We start from the raw sequence: 18,425 nt of genomic DNA on the forward strand, positions 1-18,425 counted from the left end.
CCCGCGCTGGGTGGGTTTTCCCAGCACGACCGCCGGGGCTCGCGGCGGCGTCAGTTCCGCGGGATCGGTGGCGCGGAGTCGGGGGCCATCAGGGCGCCGATCTGCGCGAAGATCGGATTGCCGCCGTTGGCGTAGGAGCCGTCCGGACCGAACGCCTCGGAGTCGTAGGTCACCGCCACCGCGATGGCGATCTTCTCCGACGGGAGATACCCGACGACCGCCGCGTAGCCGTTGAACAACGGGTTCTGCACGATCCAGCCGCCGGTCAGCACGACTCCCATGCCGTAGGTGTACTCCTCGTTCATCGGCCGGCACGTCGAGCAACCGGCCAGCGGACGCGCCACGCCGCGGAGTCGGGTGGAGACCATGGTGTCGTAGCCCTCGGCCGACAGCGTCTCCCCCGCGAAGAGTTTCCGGGCCGTCGCCTCGACGTCGTAGATGTTCGACGTCTGGATCGCACCGTGGGTGATGCTCCACGACGGGTTCCAGCCGGTCGTCTCCTCGTAGAACGGCGTCGACGGTGGAGGGTTCAGAATCCCGCGGCGTTCCGACGAGTAGGCATGCAGGGCGGGTTCCGAGATCACCGCCGTCAGATCCGACACCGTGTTGTCGAGGTCGAGCGGCTCGGAGATCCGCTGCCGGAGTAGATCCGCGACCGATTCACCGGTGATCTTCTCCAGCACGAGGCCGAGGATCACGTAGTTGGTGTGCGCGTAGTTCCAGTTCGTCCCCGGCGCGTAGAGCAGCGGCTTGTTCACCGCGTAGGACAACATCTCGTCGGTCGTCCACGCCTTGAACGGGTTCGTCAGCTCCTCGATCTCGAACGCGTCGTTGCCGAGCACATAGTCCTGATACCCCGACGTCATCGTCGCCAGTTGCCGGAGGGTGACCCGGTCGCTGTTGGGGATCTGGGGCACCCATGTCGCGATGATGTCGTCGAGGGCGACCGCCTTCTCGTCGACGAGTTGCAACAGCACCGCCGCGACGTAGGCGATGGCGACCGACCCGTTGCGGAAGTGCATGTCCGCGGTGGCGGGTACACCGGTCTGCGACTCGCCGAACGCCTTGGTGGTCACCTCCTGGCCGTCGTCGGTGACACGCACGATCACCGACTTGAGGTGTTGGGACTCCATCAGTCCTTCGACGATCTACTCGATCTGCGCCGCCTGCTGCGGGTTGGACGACGACGCCTACGAGGACGCGGGTTCGGCACCGCCCCCGGTGCCGCACGCCGCCAGAACGATCGCGAGGACCGCGGCAATCAGCATTGACCAGCGCTTGTGCATTGTCGAATTTTCACGGGCGCCGAACCCCTGTCGGCGACTTCGTCGATTCCGGAGTAGCGTCGACTCCGTCCGCAATCGGCCGGAGGAGGCGACGATGTCAGCGGTAGACGCGACGAGCTCGGGGACGATGCCGGTCGCGTTCATCGGTCACGGCAACCCGATGAACGCCCTGGAGCGCAACAAGTACACCGAGGCCTGGGCCGCTCTGGGTGCATCGGTGCCGAAACCGCGAGCGATCCTGGTGATCTCGGCGCACTGGTACACCAACGCCACCGCCGTGACGGCGATGCCACGGCCACGGACCATCCACGACTTCTACGGTTTCCCGCAGGACCTCTTCGACGTGGAGTACCCTGCCCCGGGCGACCCGGATGTCGCCGACATGGTCTCCGATGTCGTCAAACCCACGTGGTGCGGTCACGACGTCGACAGCTGGGGTATCGACCACGGCACGTGGTCGGTGCTGGTGCACACGTTCCCGGATGCGTCCGTACCCGTACTCCAGTTGTCGCTCAACGCTTTCAAGGACCACGAACACCACTACGAACTGGGCCGCCGGCTCGCCCCGCTCCGCGACCAGGGTGTGCTGATCATCGGCAGCGGCAACATCGTGCACAACCTACGCGCGGTCGACTTCGCGAAGCCCGACAGCGGATTCGACTGGGCCCACCGGTTCGACGATGCGGCCCGAGAGGTGTTGCTGGACAAGCCGTCGAGTGTGCTGAGTCTGGACGGACATCCCGACTTCGACAAGTCCGTACCGACCCCGGACCACTATCTGCCGATGCTGTACATCGCCGGACTCGCCGGGGACGCCCCGCTGAATCTGCTCGTGGACGGCCATGCCGCCGGGTCGATCTCGATGGCCGCCTACACGCACGGGCTGGAGGTCGAGCCCACGGGGTCCGGCGCCGGTGGCCCGGCTGCCGAACTGCCCGAGGGGTTTCCGACACTCAACTCGAACCTGTGACCCTCAGGCCGCGAGGAACTCGTCGATCTGGTTGATCGCCGACGACGCACCTTCGACGACTCCCATGTCGAGCACCTTCTGCAACGCCTCGGCCGAGTCGTAGGTGCTGATGAAGGTGGCGACGGTCTTACCGTCCGTCTCGGTGAATGCGTAGGAATTGCGGGATTCGGGCATGTCGGTGATCGGGTTGAGGTCCCCGTCGGCAAAGCCGTCCAGGAAGGTGAAGCCGGTGGGCTCGTCCACCGATTCGACTTTCCAGTAGCCGCCGAACTTCTCGCCCTCGGGACTGGTCATGTAGTACGTGACCTTGCCGCCCGGGCGCAGGTCGTGGTCGACGACGGTCGCCGGATAGGTGGGCGGGCCCCAGATCTGCTCGAGCTGACGCGGATCGGCGTAGATCTGCCACACCCGTTCGATCGGGGCCGCGAACTCGGCGTTGATGGTGATCGTCCGGGCGTCCAGGTCGGGTGTCACATCGATGACAGGCATTGTTCATTCCTCCGGTGTGATTGTGGGTGAGGGTGATTCGAGCGTGAGTAGATCGTCGATGCGGGCGATACGACCACGCCACACCGCTTCGAGCTCGGTGAGCATCGAGGCCACCGAACGCACTGCCGCGACATCGCCGCTGGCCAGCTGCTCGCGTCCGGAACGACGCTTGGTGAGCAGACCGGCCTTCTCCAGGACGGCGACGTGCTTCTGTACCGCCGCGAAGCTCATGTCGTATTTCGCGGCGAGCACCGAGACCGAGTGTTCGCCGGCGAGCACGCGTCGCAGGATGTCACGACGGGTGCGGTCCGACAACGCGTGGAACAGGGCGTCGGCCCGATCCTCGTCTGTCGGTTCGCCTGCATTCTCGGCCACGCCTCAAACATACAACCAATTGGTTGTATGTCAAGGGTCTGTTGCGATCACGACGGGCTCAACCCTGGCCTCCGGCGGACCCTGCGCCTTGACTTGTCCCGACCGTCTCGCTGCACCCGTCGCGCGTCGCCGCCACCGGACCGACTCCGCGATCCCGAACCCGAAGGACCCCACTCGTGACCCGTCAGCTCCACCTCGGTGGTTTCTTGATCGCCTCCCCCGTCACCCATTCGCACGCCGCATGGCGTCATCCCGGCTCGGAGACCGACTACTTCGGGCCAGACCACTACCACCGGGTCGGCCGCATCCTCGAACGCGGCAAGTTCGACTTCGCCTTCTTCGCCGACCTGCTCGCCGCACCGGTCCGGTTCGGCGGTAACCAGTCCGAACCCTTCCGGCGCGGCACTCAGGCCGCCGCGACGATCGATCCGAGCCTGGTCGCGGCGAGCATCGCCGCCGTCACCACGCGACTCGGTATCGCGGTCACCAAGTCCACCACCTACTTTCACCCCTACGAACTCGCGCGCGTCTTCGGTTCCCTCGATCACCTCACCCGTGGACGGATCGCGTGGAACATCGTGACGTCGCTGTCGCAGGCCGAGGCGCAGAACTTCGGCTTCGACGACCACGTCGGACACGACGAGCGGTACGTGCGTGCCGAGGAGTTCGTCAGCACGGCGATCAAGCTGTGGTCGAGCTGGGATGCCGACGCCGTCACCGCCGACAAGGAGTCCGGCGTCTGGGCGGATCCGTCGAAGATCCACACCGTCGACCACGAAGGCACGCACTACCGCACGCGGGGTCCGCTCAACCAGCCCCGCTCACCGCAGCATCGCCCGGTACTCATCCAGGCGGGGTCGTCGAACACCGGCAAGGACTTCGCCGCGCGGTGGGCGGAGGCGATCTTCGAGATCGACCCGACCCCGGAGGGACGCCGGGCCTACTACGACGACGTGAAGTCGCGGGCGGTGAACTTCGGCCGAAATCCCGACCACGTCAACATCTTCCCGGCGTTCATCCCGTTCATCGGCGAGACCGAGTCGATCGCCCGGGAGAAGCAGGCGTTCCACAACGAACTCGCCGATCCGATCTCCGGCCTGATCACGCTGTCGGTTCACACCGACCACGACTTCTCCGCCTACGATCTCGACGCTCCCGTCGAAGACGTCCAGGTGAGCGGCACACAGGGGCTGTTCGACGTCGCCCGACGCCTCTCCGAGCGGGACAGTCTCACCCTCCGCGACATCGGCAAGCTCTACGCCCAGGGAGTCCTGCTGCCGCAGTTCGTCGGCACGGCCGCCGATGTCGCGGATCAGATCGAGGAGTCCTTCACCGGCGGTGAGGCCGACGGGTTCATCGTGTCGAGTGCGCAAACCCCGGGCACCTTCAACGATTTCGTGGACTACGTGGTGCCGGAGTTGCAGCGCCGCGGCCTGTTCCGCACGGAGTACGAGGGCACGACCCTGCGCGAGCACCTCGGGCTCGGGAGCGCCGAGGAGGATCTGCCCGCGGACGTGCGTGGGGTAGACACCCGGCTCGCGGGCTGAGAGAACTCAGCGCTCGCCGACCCGGCCGCCGTCGACGTCCCAGTGCCGGTCGACGCGCACGTTCTGCAGCATGCGCCGATCGTGGGTCACGAGAAGCACTGCGCCGTCGTAGGAATCGAGAGCGGACTCGAGTTGTTCGATGGCCGGCAGGTCGAGGTGGTTGGTCGGCTCGTCGAGGACAAGGACATTGGTGCCCCGCGCCTGCAGCAGGGCGAGTCCGGCCCGCGTGCGTTCGCCGGGTGACAGCTCTCCGACCGGCCGGTCCACGTGATCGGCCCGCAGGCCGAACTTGGCGAGCAACGTCCGCACGTCCGCGGTGGAGTATTCGGGGACCAGCGCTTCGAACCGTTCGGCCAGCGGCCGGGGACCGGTGAACAGGCCACGCGCCTGGTCGATCTCGCCGATCGCGACGTTGGCACCGAGTCGCGCGGTCCCCTCGTCGGGTTCGACGCGACCGAGCAGTAGCCGCAGCAGCGTCGTCTTGCCGGCACCGTTGTGGCCCGTGATGCCGATGCGTTCGCCGGCGTTCACCTGTAACGACACCGGGCCCAGCACGAAATCCCCCTGTCGCACGACCGCTTCATTGAGGGTGGCGACCACCGAGCTGGAGCGCGGCGCGGACCCGATGGTGAACTCGAGAACCCATTCCTTGCGCGGTTCGGCGACCTCGTCGAGCCGAGCGATCCGGCTCTCCATCTGCCGGACCTTCTGCGCCTGCTTCTCACTGGACTCGGTGGCGGCGCGGCGTCGGATCTTGTCGTTGTCCGGCGCTTTCCGGATGGCATTGCGGACACCCTGGCTCGACCATTCACGCTGGGTCCGAGCGCGTGCGACGAGGTCGGCCTTCCTGGCCGCGAACTCCTCGTACTCCTCGCGACGGTGACGTCGGGCGACGGCACGCTCCTCGAGGTAGCTCTCGTAGCCGCCGCCGTACACGGTGTTGGTGTGCTGCGCGAGGTCGAGTTCGAGCACCCGGGTGACGCTGCGCGCGAGAAACTCTCGGTCGTGACTGACGAGGACGACGCCGCCCCGCATGCCGGCCACGACCTCCTCCAGGCGCGCGAGACCGTCGAGATCGAGGTCGTTGGTCGGTTCGTCGAGGAGCACGATGTCGAAGCGCGAGCACAGCAGCGCGGCGAGCCCGACCCGGGCGGCCTGGCCGCCGGACAGATCCGCCATCAGGGTGGCATCCGGGTCGATGACACCGTCACCGAGCCCGAGGTCGGCGAGGACCGCGGGCAGCCGCTCGTCGAGATCGGCCGCCCCGGTGGCCAACCAGTGGTCGAGCGCGGCCGCATACGTCTCGGCCGGATCTCCCGGCGCCGCGGCGTCGGGGTCGGCCAACGCGTCCGCCGCCGCGTCCATCGCGGTCGTCGCCGCCGCGCACCCCGTCCGGCGGGCGACGTACGCGCGCACCACCTCACCGGGAACCCGTTCGTGCTCCTGCGGCAACCATCCGACGAAAGCGTCGGACGGTGCACGGGTCACCGTCCCCTCCAGGGGCGCGAGATCACCGGCGAGTACCCGCAGCAGCGTGGTCTTCCCGGCACCGTTCGCACCGACCACGCCGATCACGTCGCCGGGTGCCACCGTGAGATCGAGGTGGTCGAAGAGGACGCGGTGGGCATATCCCCCGGCGACGTCCTTGGCGACGAGCGTGGCGGTCATCGGTCCATGGTCGCACCCAGCTCTCGGACCACGAGGACCCGGCCGAGGCGGCTCCGGCACGCGGCAGCCGGCTCCCCCGGTTTTCCCGAGCGCCCGGCCGGGTATTGACCCGCATGACCTCATCTCGCGAGACCCGACACTTCGACGTCGTCATCGTCGGCGGCGGAAACGCCGGCCTCAGCGCGGCGGCGCGACTGCTGCGCCTGGGCGTCACCGATGTCGCGGTGATCGAACCGCAGGCCGTCCACACGTACCGCCCACTGCTCTCCTACGTCGGCGGAGGTCAGGCGACGCTGCAGGACGCCGAGCGCACGCAGCGATCGGTGACGCCGGACGGGGTGACGTGGTTGCGCGACACCGCCGTCGTCGTCGACGCGGGAAAGCGGACGGTCCGCTGCGTCTCGGGCGCCGACGTCGGCTACCGGGACCTCGTCCTGGCCGTCGGACTCGTACCGGATCACGACGCGATGCCGGGGATCGAGCTCGCGATCGCCGACCCGGCGGTGGCCAGCAACTATCTCGACCGGGCCGAACAGACCTGGGATCTCGTCACCTCGATGCCGCGGGGTGGACGGGCCGTGTTCACCGTCCCGCGTCCGCCGGTCAGCTGCACCGGGACCACACTCAAACCACTCTTCCTGGCCGCCGCCCACTGGCGGCGTCGAGGAATCCTCGAGTCGCTCGACATCACCATGACCGTCGACCGGCCCCATCTGCTCGGCGTCGCGGCCCTCGACGCCCGCCTCTCGGAGTGCCTCGACGAACTCGGCGTCCGCGTGCTGCTCGACAGCTCCGTACGACTGCATCCGGTCGATCGCCGGGTCACCGTGGTCACCGGCTCGGACACCCAGGATGTGTACTACGACATGCTGCACCTCGTCCCGCCCTTCCGAGGTGCCGACCTGGTGACCGACTCGGACCTGGCCGGCGCCCGCGGCCGGGGGCTCGTCGACATCGATCCCCACACGCTGCGTCACCGCACCCATCCGTCCATCTGGGGAGCCGGTGACGGCGCCGCGATCGCGACCGACCCGTCGGGCGGCGGGTTGCGACGGCAGATCTCGGTGCTCGCCGACAACATCGCGGCCGCGCGGGCCGGCGAGGAGCTCACCGCCTACGACGGGTACACCGTCGCTCCGATCGCGACGGACGCACATCATCTCATCGCCGCCGAGTTCGACCGCGACGGGACCATCACGTCGTCGTTGCCGTCGGTCATCGACCCGCTCAAACCGCGCCGGAGTGCGTGGGCCTTCGACCGATATGCCCTCCCGCGCCTGTACTGGAACGCGATCCTGCGAGGGCGGGTGTGAGTCCGCGTCGAGACCTGTGACCGGTTCGGAATCGAGAAGCCCCTAGACCCGCCGCACTACCGTGAGAGCTGCCTCGGCCCCGAGGCCGTCGACCGCGAAGGGAACGCGAATGGGCAGCTCTGGAGGATTCTCCGATCAGGAACGGGCCGCGATGAAGGAGCGCGCCGCGGAACTCGAGATGGAGAAGACCCGCAGGCGCGGGAACAAGAAGGCGGCCGAGGAACTCGATCTGCTCGCGAAGCTCGAGAGCATGGACCCGGCCGATCGCGCGCTGGCCGAACGCATCCACGCGATCGTCACCACGGCCGCACCGGACCTCGCACCGAAGCTCTGGTACGGACAACCGGCCTACGCGCTGAAGGGCAAGGTGGTGTGTTTCTTCCGCAGCGGGCACGACGACAAGGAGCGATATACTCCACCTTCGGATTCACCCAGAACGCCAACCTCGACGACGGCGGATTCTGGCCGACGTCGTTCGCGGTCAGCACCCTGGACACCGAGGCCGAGAAGACCATTGCGACGCTGGTCGCGAAGGCGGTGAGCTGACCTTCCCCTTACTGCCTCATCCGAAAGACTGTAAACCCGCAGGTCCCAGCCCTGCTCCCGGAGGTGTGAGGAGCGTTAGCGACGAGCCACGAAGGGCCAGCAACCGGCGCGGGATCGTCCTCCCAGCGAATTTGCCTCCCCCTCAACAGGTTTGAAGGGTATATTGCCCTTCGCGCCGACTCACGGGGACGGAGATTCAGCGCTGGGAGCCGGTTCCGGCTTCTGCGAACAACGCCGGTTCGGCTCCGCGGCCGACTACCCTGACAGCCATGATCACCGCGGTGCACACACTGATCTACTGCGACGACCCGGACGCCGCCCGCGCCTTCTTCCGCGACGTGTTGCGCTTCCCGCACGTCGACACGGGCGGCGGTTGGCTGATCTTCCAGACCGGTCCCAGCGAACTCGGAGCCCACCCGAATGCCTGGGAGCACGAGGGAAGCGCCGGGCGCACCGATCAGAAGTTCGACGTGTCGTTCATGTGCGACGATCTCGACTCCACCATGCGCGAACTCGCCGGCCGGGGCGCCGAGTTCGCCGGCACACCGACCGATGAGGGTTGGGGCGTGACTGTCCGGGTCAAGGTCCCCGGCGCCGGGGAGATCACGCTGTACGAACCGAAATACCCACCGCCCGCGCTCCTGTGAACGTCCGGACCCGTCCGCCGGACGTCGCTCATTCGGTCGCATGAAACCCGGCGATGCCCCCATCGAAGCGCGGTAATCTCCCAAGGTCACCGACCAGGAGGAGCCGACCGTGGGCAGTCCCTACGACCCCAACCAGCCGACCGCCATGGGTCCGCAGGGGCCGCAGCAACCCGGCTGGCCGCCTTCTGGCGGTCACCAACCCGGCGGGCCGCAGCCGGCTCCCGGCCAGCCGCCGAACCCGGGTCCGTACGGTGGGCAGCCGTACGGCCAACAGCCCTATGGCGGGCAGCCCTACGGCCAGCAGCCGTACGGCCAACAACCGTATGGCCAGCCGTTCGGTCAGCAATCACCCCCTCCGGCCAAGAGTGGGAGCAAGAAGTGGTGGTTCATCGGCGGCGGCGGACTGGTCCTCGTACTGATCGTCGTGGTGGCGGTGGTGCTGGCGCTGACCCTGCGCGGTGGTGGCGACGACGAACCGTCGATCCCGACCGCCTCGGCCCTCCAACTGGTGCTGCCCGAAGACCAGTTCCCGGACATCACGGGCGAATTCAGCACGGAGACGGGCAGTACCGACGACGACGGCAGCACCGTGGACAACGAGAAGTGTGCGACGCTGGTCCAGTCTCAGCAGACCGGCAACGAACGCGCGGAGCGCGAGCTCACCGAGACCTCGTCCTCCAACGAGATACTCTTCGGTCTCGACAACTACAGTGCCGACGTGACCAAGCCGGCCGACAACGGTTACGACGAGTTCGACGAGATCGTCTCCGCCTGTTCGTCTTTCACGCTGACCCTCGAGGACGGCGACGTCCCGGTCACTCTCGCGCTCGAGAAGGTCGAGCTGCCGATCGACGGTGACTACAAAGCGGTCCGGATGACCGGCGAGTACGAGGTCGGTGCGATCGAGGTTCACCTCGCCGGGATCATCGTGGTCGGCGAGGAGCGGGGCGTATCGTTCACGGTCACGCACAACACGGTTGACGACGCACCGCCCGCGATGGACACCACGGTCAGCAACAATCTGGCCGAGATGTTCACGGCCCAGCGGCAGATCATCGCCGACGCGACCTGAAGCCCGACGGTCGAGATTCGTCGGTCGTCAGAGGAGGATTCGCGCCACCGCGGCCGGGTCGTCGAAGATGCTCATATGCCAGGCCCCGGCGCGGACGATGAAGTCCGATCCCGGTATCCGCTGATGCATGGCTGTCATCGAGGCGACGTCGGACACCGTGTCGTGTTCGGCCACGACCACGGTCACCGGGCACGAGATCGACGCGGTGCGTTGCGAACAGTCGAAGTGGGCGATCGCGCGCAGCGCCGACGCCCAGGACGCGTGGTCCGCGGCGGCCACGGCTTCGCGAGCGTAGCGGACGACCGGTCCATCGTTGCGCAATTCGTCTGCGCTGAACCAGCGTCCGAGTGTGCCGTCGACATCGACGGTGCCGGCCTCGACGGCGGCTGCCGCAGCGTCGAATGTCGGGAAGGGCGTGTCTCGTGTGCACAGCAGCGTCAGGCCGGAGACGAGCTCGGGGCGCCGGATCGCGAGTTCCAGGGCCACCTGTCCGCCGAAGGAATGTCCCACCACATGCCAGGGCGCCTCGGACGCAACCGATTCCGCGACCCCGGCGGCGAGCCGCGCGGGTAGGTCGTCATCCGCATAACCCGGCGGCGGGCTGATAGCAGGCGTGATCACGTGTCCGTACTCGGACAGCTCGGCACGCACGCCGTCCCACACCGCCGGCGACAGCGGGGTTCCCGGCAGTAGCAGCCAGGTCGGGGGTTCGGTCGTCACCACGTACTCTCCTCAGCTGTCGTCACGGATTCAGACCGGCCGCCGGATTCGTCGCCTCGATCAGCGGCACCGTCAGCATCGAGGGATGATCTCCGCCCCGATGAATCCGACACGTTCCGCGGGGACCGGTCTGATAGCGGGCGGGGAAATGCCCGGTCAACGGGTTGCCCCGGTCGATGGACCGTCCCGCGATCACCAGCCGCAGGCGATCGCCGGGCATGAAAGATGTTGCCGACGAACCGAGTCCGACCTCTATCTCCACGATCTGGCCGGGCTCCAGCAACTGAACGCGGTCGAAGCTGTGCACCGGCCGGGCCACCGACGATGCATCGCGGTCCAGTGCTCGCAGCGACAGCTTCTGCCTACCCGTCACGATGCGGTCCCGGCCGTATCCGTACGAACCCTCGAACGGAACCCACCGCGTTCCGGCCCATTTCTCCACTGCCACGAACAACGTCGCATCTCCACCGCGCGGCAGGCTGACCCATAGTCGAGCACTCATCGGTCCGGAGAGTTCGAGATGAGAATCGATGGCAAGGTCGTAGGCCAGCCCGGCCCCGCGCAGGTCGAGAACCGACGAACCACTCGCCACGCCTCCCCCGGTGTCCCGGGTCAGACGGTCACCGTCGGCCACTCGCAGTTCGGTCCACGTGGCCGCGGCCGGCGGCCACTCATGTTCCTCGCGTACATCGGTGACCTCGGTCCGCGACCCCCGGACTTCGAGGCGGACCCGTGGCAGGGTCCTGGTCGTGTCCCCGCGCAGGTGTCGCTCGAAGAACGCGTGCTGCGCCGCCACCGCGACGTCGCTGTAGAACATCGCCCACTTCGGTCCGCGGTGGGTGTACAGGTACTTGTGAGCCGACCCGGCCCGCTCGAACGCACGCATCGAACCCGCGCTGTGCAGATTGCTGTCGGAGAAACTGGCGCACACCAGCATCGGCACCTCGATGGCCGCGAGATCCGGTGTCTTGCTCTGCCACCAATCATCTCGGAGCGGGTGGCGGCGGCGTTCGGCACCGATGTCCTCCGACAACCGGGCAGCCTTCCGGGTGACGAGAGCCCAGATGCGGGAGAACCCTCTCTCGTCGACTCCGCCAGGCTTCATGAAGTCGCGGTAGAGGTCGGTGAACCCCTCCCACGGACAGATCGCCGCGAGGTGGGGCGGGTGAAGTGCTGCCGCCTTGTACTGCGAGAGTGCGAGATACGACACGCCCAGCATGCCGACCGCGCCGGTCGACCAGGACTGCCGGCCGGCCCACTCGATCAGGTCGTGGACATCGAGGGCCTCGGCGTCGGAGAGCAGCGATCCGGTTCCCTCCGAGGTCCCCGCGCCGCGCAGGTCGGCGTTGACGACGACGTAGCCGCGCGAGGTCCAGACCGCAGGGTCGGGCGCCTCCCAGCCGGTCTCACTCGAAACGCGAAACGGTGCAGGTTGATTCATGATCCGGTACTGGAAGTTGAGCTTCCAGCCGAACCGCGTCCGGACCGGCAGCGCGTCCTTGCCGTAGGGGTGCGCCGAGAGCAGGACCGGGAACGGACCATCCCCCGCCGGCCGATACACGTTGACCCGCAGGGTGACCCCGTCGCGCATCACCACCGGGACGTCGGCGTCCTTGATCATGTCGTCGGGTGCCGGGTAGATGGTCACCGGCGGACGTACGGCGTTCCGCACCCGCCGCAGGCCGTAGCGGAGAGCACCCGGGCGCCGCCACGGCCGGTCGTGGCTCACCGAATCGCTCATACGACCTCCGACGACAGTGCGACACCCATGGCTGGACTCTAGGGCACAGGCCGAGACCGGTCATGGCTCTCCACACCCTTGCGTGTTCCGTCAGCGATCGCTAACGTTAGCCATTACCGACATATACCGGCACAAGGAGTCCTCATGGGAGCACCAGTCGCATTCTTCGAGATCACCTCGCATGACCCCACCCGTCTCACCGCGTTCTATCGCGATCTGTTCGGCTGGACCATCGACGACAGTTCCGGCCCGGAATACTCGCTCGTCGACACCGGCGCAGGTGACGGCGCCGTCTCCGGCGGCATCGGCGCCGTGTCCGAACCCGGCGGGACCAGCGGGGTGAGTGTCTACATGCGCGTCGACGATCTGCAGGCGTCCCTCGACCGGGCCGAGACGCTCGGTGGCAAGGCACTCGTGCCGCCCACGGACCTCCCGGATGGGTACGGCAGATTCGCGATGTTCGCCGACCCCGACGGCAACTCGATCGGACTCTGGGCGTGACCGACAACTCCCCGGGCGTCGACGAGGCCCTGCGCGCGATGGCGGAGCCCCGCCGCCGCGCCATCCTCGAACTCGTCTCCGGCGAGGAGCTGTCCGCGGGCGACATCGCCGCCCGGTTCGACGTCAGCCGCACCGCGATCTCCCAGCACATCACCGTGCTGAAAGACGCCGGGTTGCTGGCCGAACGCCGCGAGGGGACCCGACGCATCTACCGCGCCCGACCCGAGGGCATCGACCGACTACGCGACCTGCTCGACGACATGTGGGCGTCATCTCTCGACGTCGCGCGGCAACTGGTCGAGGCCGAACGCGGACTGACCGACGACGACGAGGTGAACCGTGCCGGGTGAACGCGAGGTCGCCGACGCCGGAAGTCGCGATGGCGGTGCCGTTCTCCCGCTCCGACGGCCGCCGATACGTCAATCCACCACCGTCCGTAGCGATCTCGACCACGTCTTCACCACTTTTGTCCGGACCATCGGGGTCTGGTGGCCACTGCAGCCGATGTCGATCGGCGGGGACCGGGCACGGACGGTGGCCATCGACGAGTTCACCGGCGGCCGGGTCTATGAGACCTGGGACGACGGCACGACCGCCGAATGGGGTCGATTGGCGGTGTGGGAACCCCCGAGTCGGTTCGTCATGTCGTGGCTGAACACTCCCGAGCCGACCGAGGTCGAGCTGTCGTTCACCTCGCTCGGTCCGGCTCTGACGCGGGTGTCCGTGGAACACCGCGGCTGGGAGCATCTGAGCGAGGAACAGCTTCGCGAAGACTGCGCCGCGCCGGGCGGTTACAGCTCCGGCGCGTATTCCGGCGGCTGGGCCGCCGCCCTGGCGGCCTGCGTCGACGTCATCGAATCGACCCACCCCTGAACCTGGATATTTCACCGATGTTGCTGGTGTTCGGCGTGTGATACGCGAAAGTGCCTATCTACCTTGTGATTATTGATTCACCACAAACAAATAGTCACAAGAAGAAAGGCACCTCGCAGGTGAAGAATAACGTGTATCCCGAGTTGATGGTGGACCCCACGCGCACCGAGTCGGTGCTGACAACCTCCGGTGCGGTGTTACTGACGAAAACCGTGCAGGTCTGCGGCCTGGGCGCCGCCCTGACCGCGGCAATGGCGCCATGGCGAACGACAGCGACGGTGCATGATCCGGCCAAGATCGTGCTGGACTTGGCGATGACCTTGGCCACTGGTGGTGACTGCGTGGCCGATGTGGCCACCGTGCGGGCTCAACCACAGCTGTACGGGCAGGTGGCCTCCGATCCCACGATCTCACGGGTGCTCACCCGACTCGCTGCCGACGTCGAAGCGGTACATTCCGCGATCGGTGCGGCTCGCGCCACCGCGCGTCAACGGGTGTGGGACATCGCCCGCCCCCTGGAAGGCACCGCGGGCAGCGTCGATGGCGGGCTGGTGACCGTCGATCTCGATGCCACGACCGTGACGGCCGGATCGGCCAAAGAACAGGCCCAGAAAACGTATAAACGGGTGTTCGGGCATTCCCCGATGTGTTCGTTCGTCGACCACGGCGCCTACGGCACCGGGGAAACACTGAACCTGGACCTGCGGCGTGGGGGCGCCTCCCCCAAGGGTGCGGACATGCACATCGCCGCCACCGAGAGGGCGGTGGCGCAGTTGCCCGCTGCCGAACGCGCCCACGTGCTCATCCGTACCGATTCGGCCGGGTGTGCCAAAGAGTTCCTGGCCTACCTGGCCGAGCAGGACCTGCAGTACTCGGTCGGGTTCACCATCACCGAACTGGTCAAACAAGCCCTGGACGTGCTGCCCGAGGCTGCGTGGGTCACCGCGATCAACACCGACGACGCCGATCCACGAGCTGATGCCCAGGTCGCCGAGATCACCCGCTACCTACCGCCGGCCACCCGTGCCGCAGAACCCGGCTACAAGTCCTGGCCATCGGGGATGCGGCTGATCGCGCGCCGTGAATACCCCCACAACGGTGAGCCTCCCCAGTTTGAGTGGACACCGAGATAGTGGGGCCAGGGGTCCTGCTGGAAGGATGTCGACATGTCCAGGAGGCGGTCGTTTACGCCGGAGTACAAGGCTCAGGCTGCTCGTCGGGTGATTGATGGTGGTCGGCCGATCACCGAGGTGGCTCGGGAACTCAATGTGCATGAGAATCTGCTGGGCAAATGGGTTCGGGCTGAGCGGCTTCGAGACGGCGTCGCCGATGATGTTCGCAAGGTGCCGCCCGACCAAGATCTGTCGGCGAGTGAACGCTCAGAACTGACCAGGCTGCGTGCCGAACTCGCCGAGAAGGACCGTGATATCGCATTCCTGAAAAAAGTATCGGCGTACTTTGCGGCGCAGCATCATCGGTGAGTCGTTTCGAACTCATCGCCGCGGAGTGCGCCAACCACGACGTGACGAAACTTGTTGCTCTCCTGGGTGTGTCGCGGTCCGGATTCTACGCGTGGGCAGATCGGCAACATCGTGTCGAGTTGACGCCCCGACAGCAGCGGCGCCGGGATCTGGAAGTGAAGATTCTGGCGCACTGGCAGGCCTCGCGACGCATCTACGGTTCACCGCGCATTACCGCCGATCTGCACGCTGAGGGGGTGGCGGTCTCGGAGAACACCGTCGCCAAGATCATGGCCGAGATGGGCATCGAGGGCATCAGTCCGCGCACGTTCAAGGTCAGGACCACCCAGGTCGATCCGGCCGCGTCGTTCCCGCCGGACCGGGTCGGCCGCGATTTCGATCGCGGCGGCATCAACCTGGTCTGGACCTCCGATATCACCTATCTGACCTGCGGCGAAGGGGACGCCTACCTGTGCGCGATCCGAGACGAGCACTCGCGTCGAGTGCTGGGCTGGTCGCTGGCAGATCACATGCGCACCGAGCTCGTCGAGGACGCGGTGGATGCTGCAGTGCTCACTCGTGGCGGTTCGGTGGCCGGCACCATTCTGCACAGCGACCGAGGCGGTCAGTACACCAGCTACGACATGGCTTCAGCGTGCCGTCGACATGGTTTGCAACGCTCGATGGGCGCGACCGGCATCTGCTGGGACAACGCCGGCGCCGAGTCGTTGTGGTCAACGGTCAAACACGAGAACTACAAGCGCCACGCGTACGGCAGCTACGCGAATCTTGCTGCCGGACTTGACAATTACATCCGATTCTACAACCATGACAGAAGGCATAGCTCGCTAGGGATGGTCTCACCTATCGACTTCGAAATCAGATCACACACAAGTCAGCAAACAAGCTAACCGTGTCCACTTTTTCAGGGGAACCTCACGGAGCCCAACACCTCATCACCGATATCGAGGGCCGCCGCTACACCGTGTTCGCCACCAACACCCGCGGCCGCGGCTGGACCCTACCGACCCTGGAACTACGACACCGTCAACGCGCCCGCGCCGAGGACCGTATCCGCTGCCTCAAAGACACCGGCATGGCCAACCTGCCCTTCGAGGAATTCGCCAAAAACCAACTGTGGCTCGACATTGTCGCCCTAGCCTCCGACCTACTCGCCTGGACTCAAACCCTCGGCTACACCCGCCACGACCCCATCCGCCGCTGGGAACCCAAACGCCTACGCCACCGCCTACTCACCGTCGCCGGCAAAATCATCACCCACGCCCGCACCACCACCCTGCGACTACCCACCGACTGGCCCTACAACCACCACATACACCACGGCTGGCAACGCCTCACCGCCTAACCAGCCCCCTGTCACACGCACCCGGTCACCGCAGCCCCCACCCCCACCAGGAACTGAGAACAACCAGCGAACCGAACGCTGGCGACCCACCCTGCCCACACACCAACACCAACCCCACACCGACCGTTGATCGACGAAAACCCAGCCACCCATGAAAGATTCAGGCTGAAGAGAGAGCGTCAGAACATGACCCACTTCGTGTACAAACTGGTTCCGCCGCGTCCCACCTTCGGTCCCGGCGACATGTCCGACGACGAGGCCGCCATCATGGGCCGCCACGGCACGTACTGGTCGGGGCTCCTCGCCGACGGCACCGCGCTGATCTTCGGTCCCGTCGTCGACCCGACCGGCAACTGGGGCCTGGGCGTGGTGCGCGCCGACTCCGAGGACGATGTCCGGGCCATCAGCGCCGCCGACCCGGCCGTCACCTCGGGCCTCGCCCGCGTCGAGATCCTCCCCATGCCCGTGGGCATCGGGCGCGACTGACCGGACCGGCCAGCGACGAAGCCCGTCCCGACATCGGTCGGAACGGGCTTCGTTCGGTGGAGCCAAGGGGACTCGAACCCCTGACCCCCACACTGCCAATACAGCCACCAAAGGATTGCGGATATTTCGATTAGTCGGCAAACTTGTCAGATGAGCCCGACTACCGCACCGCGCAGAACAGGAACGTTCTTCCCCCCGACCGACGCCACCGACCTCGACGCCCTCATGGATTTGTCGCGGTTCCTCGATCACCACCACGAGCCCGCCGCGCTCGTCGGGCCCGACGGTGAAGAAGCCCCTCTCCCACTCGAGGTCTATCGGACGCTGACACAGATCGTGGATGCGATGCGCGCGCACCGCGCGGTCGTTGTCGCTCCGGTCGACCAGAAACTCTCGACGCAGGAGTCGGCCGACTACCTCGGCATCAGCCGCCCTACTCTCATCAAACTGCTGGAGAGCGGCAGAATCCCCTTCGAGACCGTAGAAGGCAGCCGACACCGGCGCGTGAAGTTGGACGATCTACTCGAGTATCAGTCACAGCGCGCAATCGAGCGGCGCGGGGCGCTGCAAGCTCTCGTCGATGACGCCGAAGACAGCGGCCTGTACGACGTGCCCGCCGAGGACTACCGGGAAGCCATGCGCACATCTCGCCGCGAGATTGCCGAGGAGCGCAAGCGGTAGTGGCGGGGTTTCGCGTGATGCTCGACGCGTGTGTCCTGGTGCCGATCCACAAGGCCGATCTGCTGCTCACCTTCGCCGAGCACCGGGCGTTCTACCCTCTGTGGAGCAACCGCATCATGGACGAGACGGTGCGCGGTATCAATCGGGCGACAAAAGGACGAGTCTCAGAGGCGACCGCACGCCTGCGGGTCGACGCATGAACGATGCCTTCGAGGACGCGTGCGTTGAAGGCTGGGAACCACTTGAAGAGGCAATCTCAGGAATGCCCGATCCTGACGACCGACACGTTGTCGCAGCCGCCGTGAGAGGCCACGCGGCCGCGATCGTCACCGACAACACCCAGCATTTTCCCAATGCAGTTGTGGAGCCGCTGGGGCTGCACATACGCAGCTCCGACCAATTCCTGCTGGACCTACTCCACCGCAATCCGGCGCGTGCGGTGGCCTCTGTAGCCCAAACCGCCGACAAGCGTCGTCGCCCACCGGTGACCACCGAACAGTTCCTCGATGCTCTCGCAGCCTCTGGCACAACCGATTTCGTCAGGGATATCGCACCCTACTTCGAATCCGGTAGCTAGAACACGTCGCCGCCTCCGTAGAGCGCCTAGCTGTCACTACGCAACTCGGTTCGACAGGCTCTATCCCACCAACGACGAAGCCCGTTCCGACATCAGTCGGAACGGGC

21 protein-coding genes and 2 pseudogenes are annotated in these 18,425 nt (G+C 66.6%); 17 read left to right on the top strand and 6 right to left on the bottom strand.

Annotation, left to right across the window (positions count from 1 at the left end):
* Positions 1–50 precede the first annotated feature (50 nt).
* A pseudogene (locus tag MVF96_RS16965) lies at positions 51–1,286 on the bottom strand (serine hydrolase domain-containing protein).
* 127 nt (positions 1,287–1,413) lie between these two features.
* Between MVF96_RS16965 and ygiD the strand changes: the two are divergent.
* Positions 1,414–2,256: a 4,5-DOPA-extradiol-dioxygenase gene (gene ygiD, locus MVF96_RS16970; protein ID WP_418930449.1), complete on the top strand. Its 843-nt coding sequence runs from the start codon at positions 1,414–1,416 to the stop codon at positions 2,254–2,256.
* Between the two features lie 3 nt (positions 2,257–2,259).
* Here the strand turns inward: ygiD and MVF96_RS16975 are convergent, their stop codons facing one another.
* Complete coding sequence (locus tag MVF96_RS16975) at positions 2,260–2,745, bottom strand: SRPBCC family protein (protein WP_078113699.1); 486 nt, start codon at positions 2,743–2,745, stop codon at positions 2,260–2,262.
* Positions 2,746–2,748: 3 nt separating this feature from the next.
* Entirely contained in the window at positions 2,749–3,120 is a 372-nt protein-coding gene (locus MVF96_RS16980) for an ArsR/SmtB family transcription factor (RefSeq protein ID WP_058252459.1), read from the bottom strand.
* Positions 3,121–3,296: 176 nt separating this feature from the next.
* Between MVF96_RS16980 and MVF96_RS16985 the strand changes: the two genes are divergently transcribed.
* Positions 3,297–4,667: an LLM class flavin-dependent oxidoreductase gene (locus MVF96_RS16985; protein ID WP_078113700.1), complete on the top strand. Its 1,371-nt coding sequence runs from the start codon at positions 3,297–3,299 to the stop codon at positions 4,665–4,667.
* 6 nt (positions 4,668–4,673) lie between these two features.
* Here the strand turns inward: MVF96_RS16985 and MVF96_RS16990 are convergent, their stop codons facing one another.
* Positions 4,674–6,335, bottom strand: a complete 1,662-nt coding sequence (locus tag MVF96_RS16990) for an ABC-F family ATP-binding cassette domain-containing protein (RefSeq protein ID WP_058252457.1) — start codon at positions 6,333–6,335, stop codon at positions 4,674–4,676.
* Between the two features lie 113 nt (positions 6,336–6,448).
* Between MVF96_RS16990 and MVF96_RS16995 the strand changes: the two genes are divergently transcribed.
* The 4 genes from MVF96_RS16995 to MVF96_RS17010 all read left to right on the top strand — a co-directional run bounded on the left by MVF96_RS16995 (position 6,449) and on the right by MVF96_RS17010 (position 9,913).
* Positions 6,449–7,648, top strand: a complete 1,200-nt coding sequence (locus tag MVF96_RS16995; protein WP_078113701.1) for an NAD(P)/FAD-dependent oxidoreductase — start codon at positions 6,449–6,451, stop codon at positions 7,646–7,648.
* A 109-nt stretch (positions 7,649–7,757) separates the two neighbouring features.
* On the top strand, positions 7,758–8,189 hold the full coding sequence (locus tag MVF96_RS17000; protein WP_247449795.1) for an iron chaperone: 432 nt from the start codon (positions 7,758–7,760) through the stop codon (positions 8,187–8,189).
* Positions 8,190–8,463: 274 nt separating this feature from the next.
* A complete protein-coding gene (locus MVF96_RS17005; protein ID WP_078113702.1) occupies positions 8,464–8,841 on the top strand; it encodes a VOC family protein in 378 nt (125 codons plus the stop codon).
* A gap of 109 nt (positions 8,842–8,950) precedes the next feature.
* The gene (locus MVF96_RS17010) at positions 8,951–9,913 is read left to right on the top strand and encodes a hypothetical protein (RefSeq protein WP_078113703.1); all 963 of its coding nucleotides are present in this window, start codon (positions 8,951–8,953) and stop codon (positions 9,911–9,913) included.
* Between the two features lie 27 nt (positions 9,914–9,940).
* Here the strand turns inward: MVF96_RS17010 and MVF96_RS17015 are convergent, their stop codons facing one another.
* Both MVF96_RS17015 and MVF96_RS17020 read right to left on the bottom strand, forming a co-directional pair.
* Positions 9,941–10,633 (bottom strand): alpha/beta fold hydrolase, encoded by a 693-nt coding sequence (locus MVF96_RS17015; RefSeq protein ID WP_247449796.1) that lies wholly within the window; start codon positions 10,631–10,633, stop codon positions 9,941–9,943.
* A gap of 22 nt (positions 10,634–10,655) precedes the next feature.
* Entirely contained in the window at positions 10,656–12,374 is a 1,719-nt protein-coding gene (locus MVF96_RS17020; RefSeq protein ID WP_247449797.1) for a CocE/NonD family hydrolase, read from the bottom strand.
* A 144-nt stretch (positions 12,375–12,518) separates the two neighbouring features.
* On the opposite strand from MVF96_RS17020, the gene MVF96_RS17025 reads away from it, so the two are divergent.
* The 11 genes and pseudogenes from MVF96_RS17025 (at position 12,519) to MVF96_RS17075 (ending at position 18,318) form a co-directional block, all read left to right on the top strand.
* The gene (locus MVF96_RS17025) at positions 12,519–12,875 is read left to right on the top strand and encodes a VOC family protein (protein ID WP_065631726.1); all 357 of its coding nucleotides are present in this window, start codon (positions 12,519–12,521) and stop codon (positions 12,873–12,875) included.
* Positions 12,872–13,225, top strand: a complete 354-nt coding sequence (locus MVF96_RS17030; RefSeq protein WP_247449798.1) for an ArsR/SmtB family transcription factor — start codon at positions 12,872–12,874, stop codon at positions 13,223–13,225. Before MVF96_RS17025 ends, MVF96_RS17030 begins: the two co-directional genes overlap by 4 nt.
* Positions 13,215–13,748, top strand: coding sequence for an SRPBCC domain-containing protein (locus MVF96_RS17035; RefSeq protein WP_247449800.1), 534 nt, complete (start codon positions 13,215–13,217; stop codon positions 13,746–13,748). The genes MVF96_RS17030 and MVF96_RS17035 overlap by 11 nt, the downstream gene beginning before the upstream one ends.
* A 65-nt stretch (positions 13,749–13,813) precedes the next feature.
* On the top strand, positions 13,814–14,881 hold the full coding sequence (locus tag MVF96_RS17040; RefSeq protein WP_247449802.1) for a transposase: 1,068 nt from the start codon (positions 13,814–13,816) through the stop codon (positions 14,879–14,881).
* 33 nt (positions 14,882–14,914) lie between these two features.
* Positions 14,915–15,229: a transposase gene (locus MVF96_RS17045; RefSeq protein ID WP_068969944.1), complete on the top strand. Its 315-nt coding sequence runs from the start codon at positions 14,915–14,917 to the stop codon at positions 15,227–15,229.
* Complete coding sequence (locus MVF96_RS17050) at positions 15,226–16,119, top strand: IS3 family transposase (RefSeq protein ID WP_165630008.1); 894 nt, start codon at positions 15,226–15,228, stop codon at positions 16,117–16,119. Before MVF96_RS17045 ends, MVF96_RS17050 begins: the two co-directional genes overlap by 4 nt.
* Positions 16,120–16,142: 23 nt before the next feature.
* Positions 16,143–16,574: pseudogene (locus MVF96_RS17055) on the top strand (transposase); the annotation flags it as partial.
* A gap of 186 nt (positions 16,575–16,760) precedes the next feature.
* Positions 16,761–17,060, top strand: a complete 300-nt coding sequence (locus tag MVF96_RS17060; protein ID WP_247449803.1) for a YciI family protein — start codon at positions 16,761–16,763, stop codon at positions 17,058–17,060.
* Between the two features lie 150 nt (positions 17,061–17,210).
* On the top strand, positions 17,211–17,741 hold the full coding sequence (locus MVF96_RS17065) for an excisionase family DNA-binding protein (RefSeq protein ID WP_247449804.1): 531 nt from the start codon (positions 17,211–17,213) through the stop codon (positions 17,739–17,741).
* A complete protein-coding gene (locus MVF96_RS17070) occupies positions 17,741–17,941 on the top strand; it encodes a PIN domain-containing protein (protein ID WP_247449805.1) in 201 nt (66 codons plus the stop codon). Before MVF96_RS17065 ends, MVF96_RS17070 begins: the two co-directional genes overlap by 1 nt.
* Complete coding sequence (locus tag MVF96_RS17075; RefSeq protein WP_247449806.1) at positions 17,938–18,318, top strand: VapC50 family PIN domain-containing toxin; 381 nt, start codon at positions 17,938–17,940, stop codon at positions 18,316–18,318. Before MVF96_RS17070 ends, MVF96_RS17075 begins: the two co-directional genes overlap by 4 nt.
* Positions 18,319–18,425 lie beyond the last annotated feature (107 nt).

It is taken from the genome of Gordonia hongkongensis (assembly GCF_023078355.1).
Taxonomy (GTDB): domain Bacteria; phylum Actinomycetota; class Actinomycetes; order Mycobacteriales; family Mycobacteriaceae; genus Gordonia; species Gordonia hongkongensis.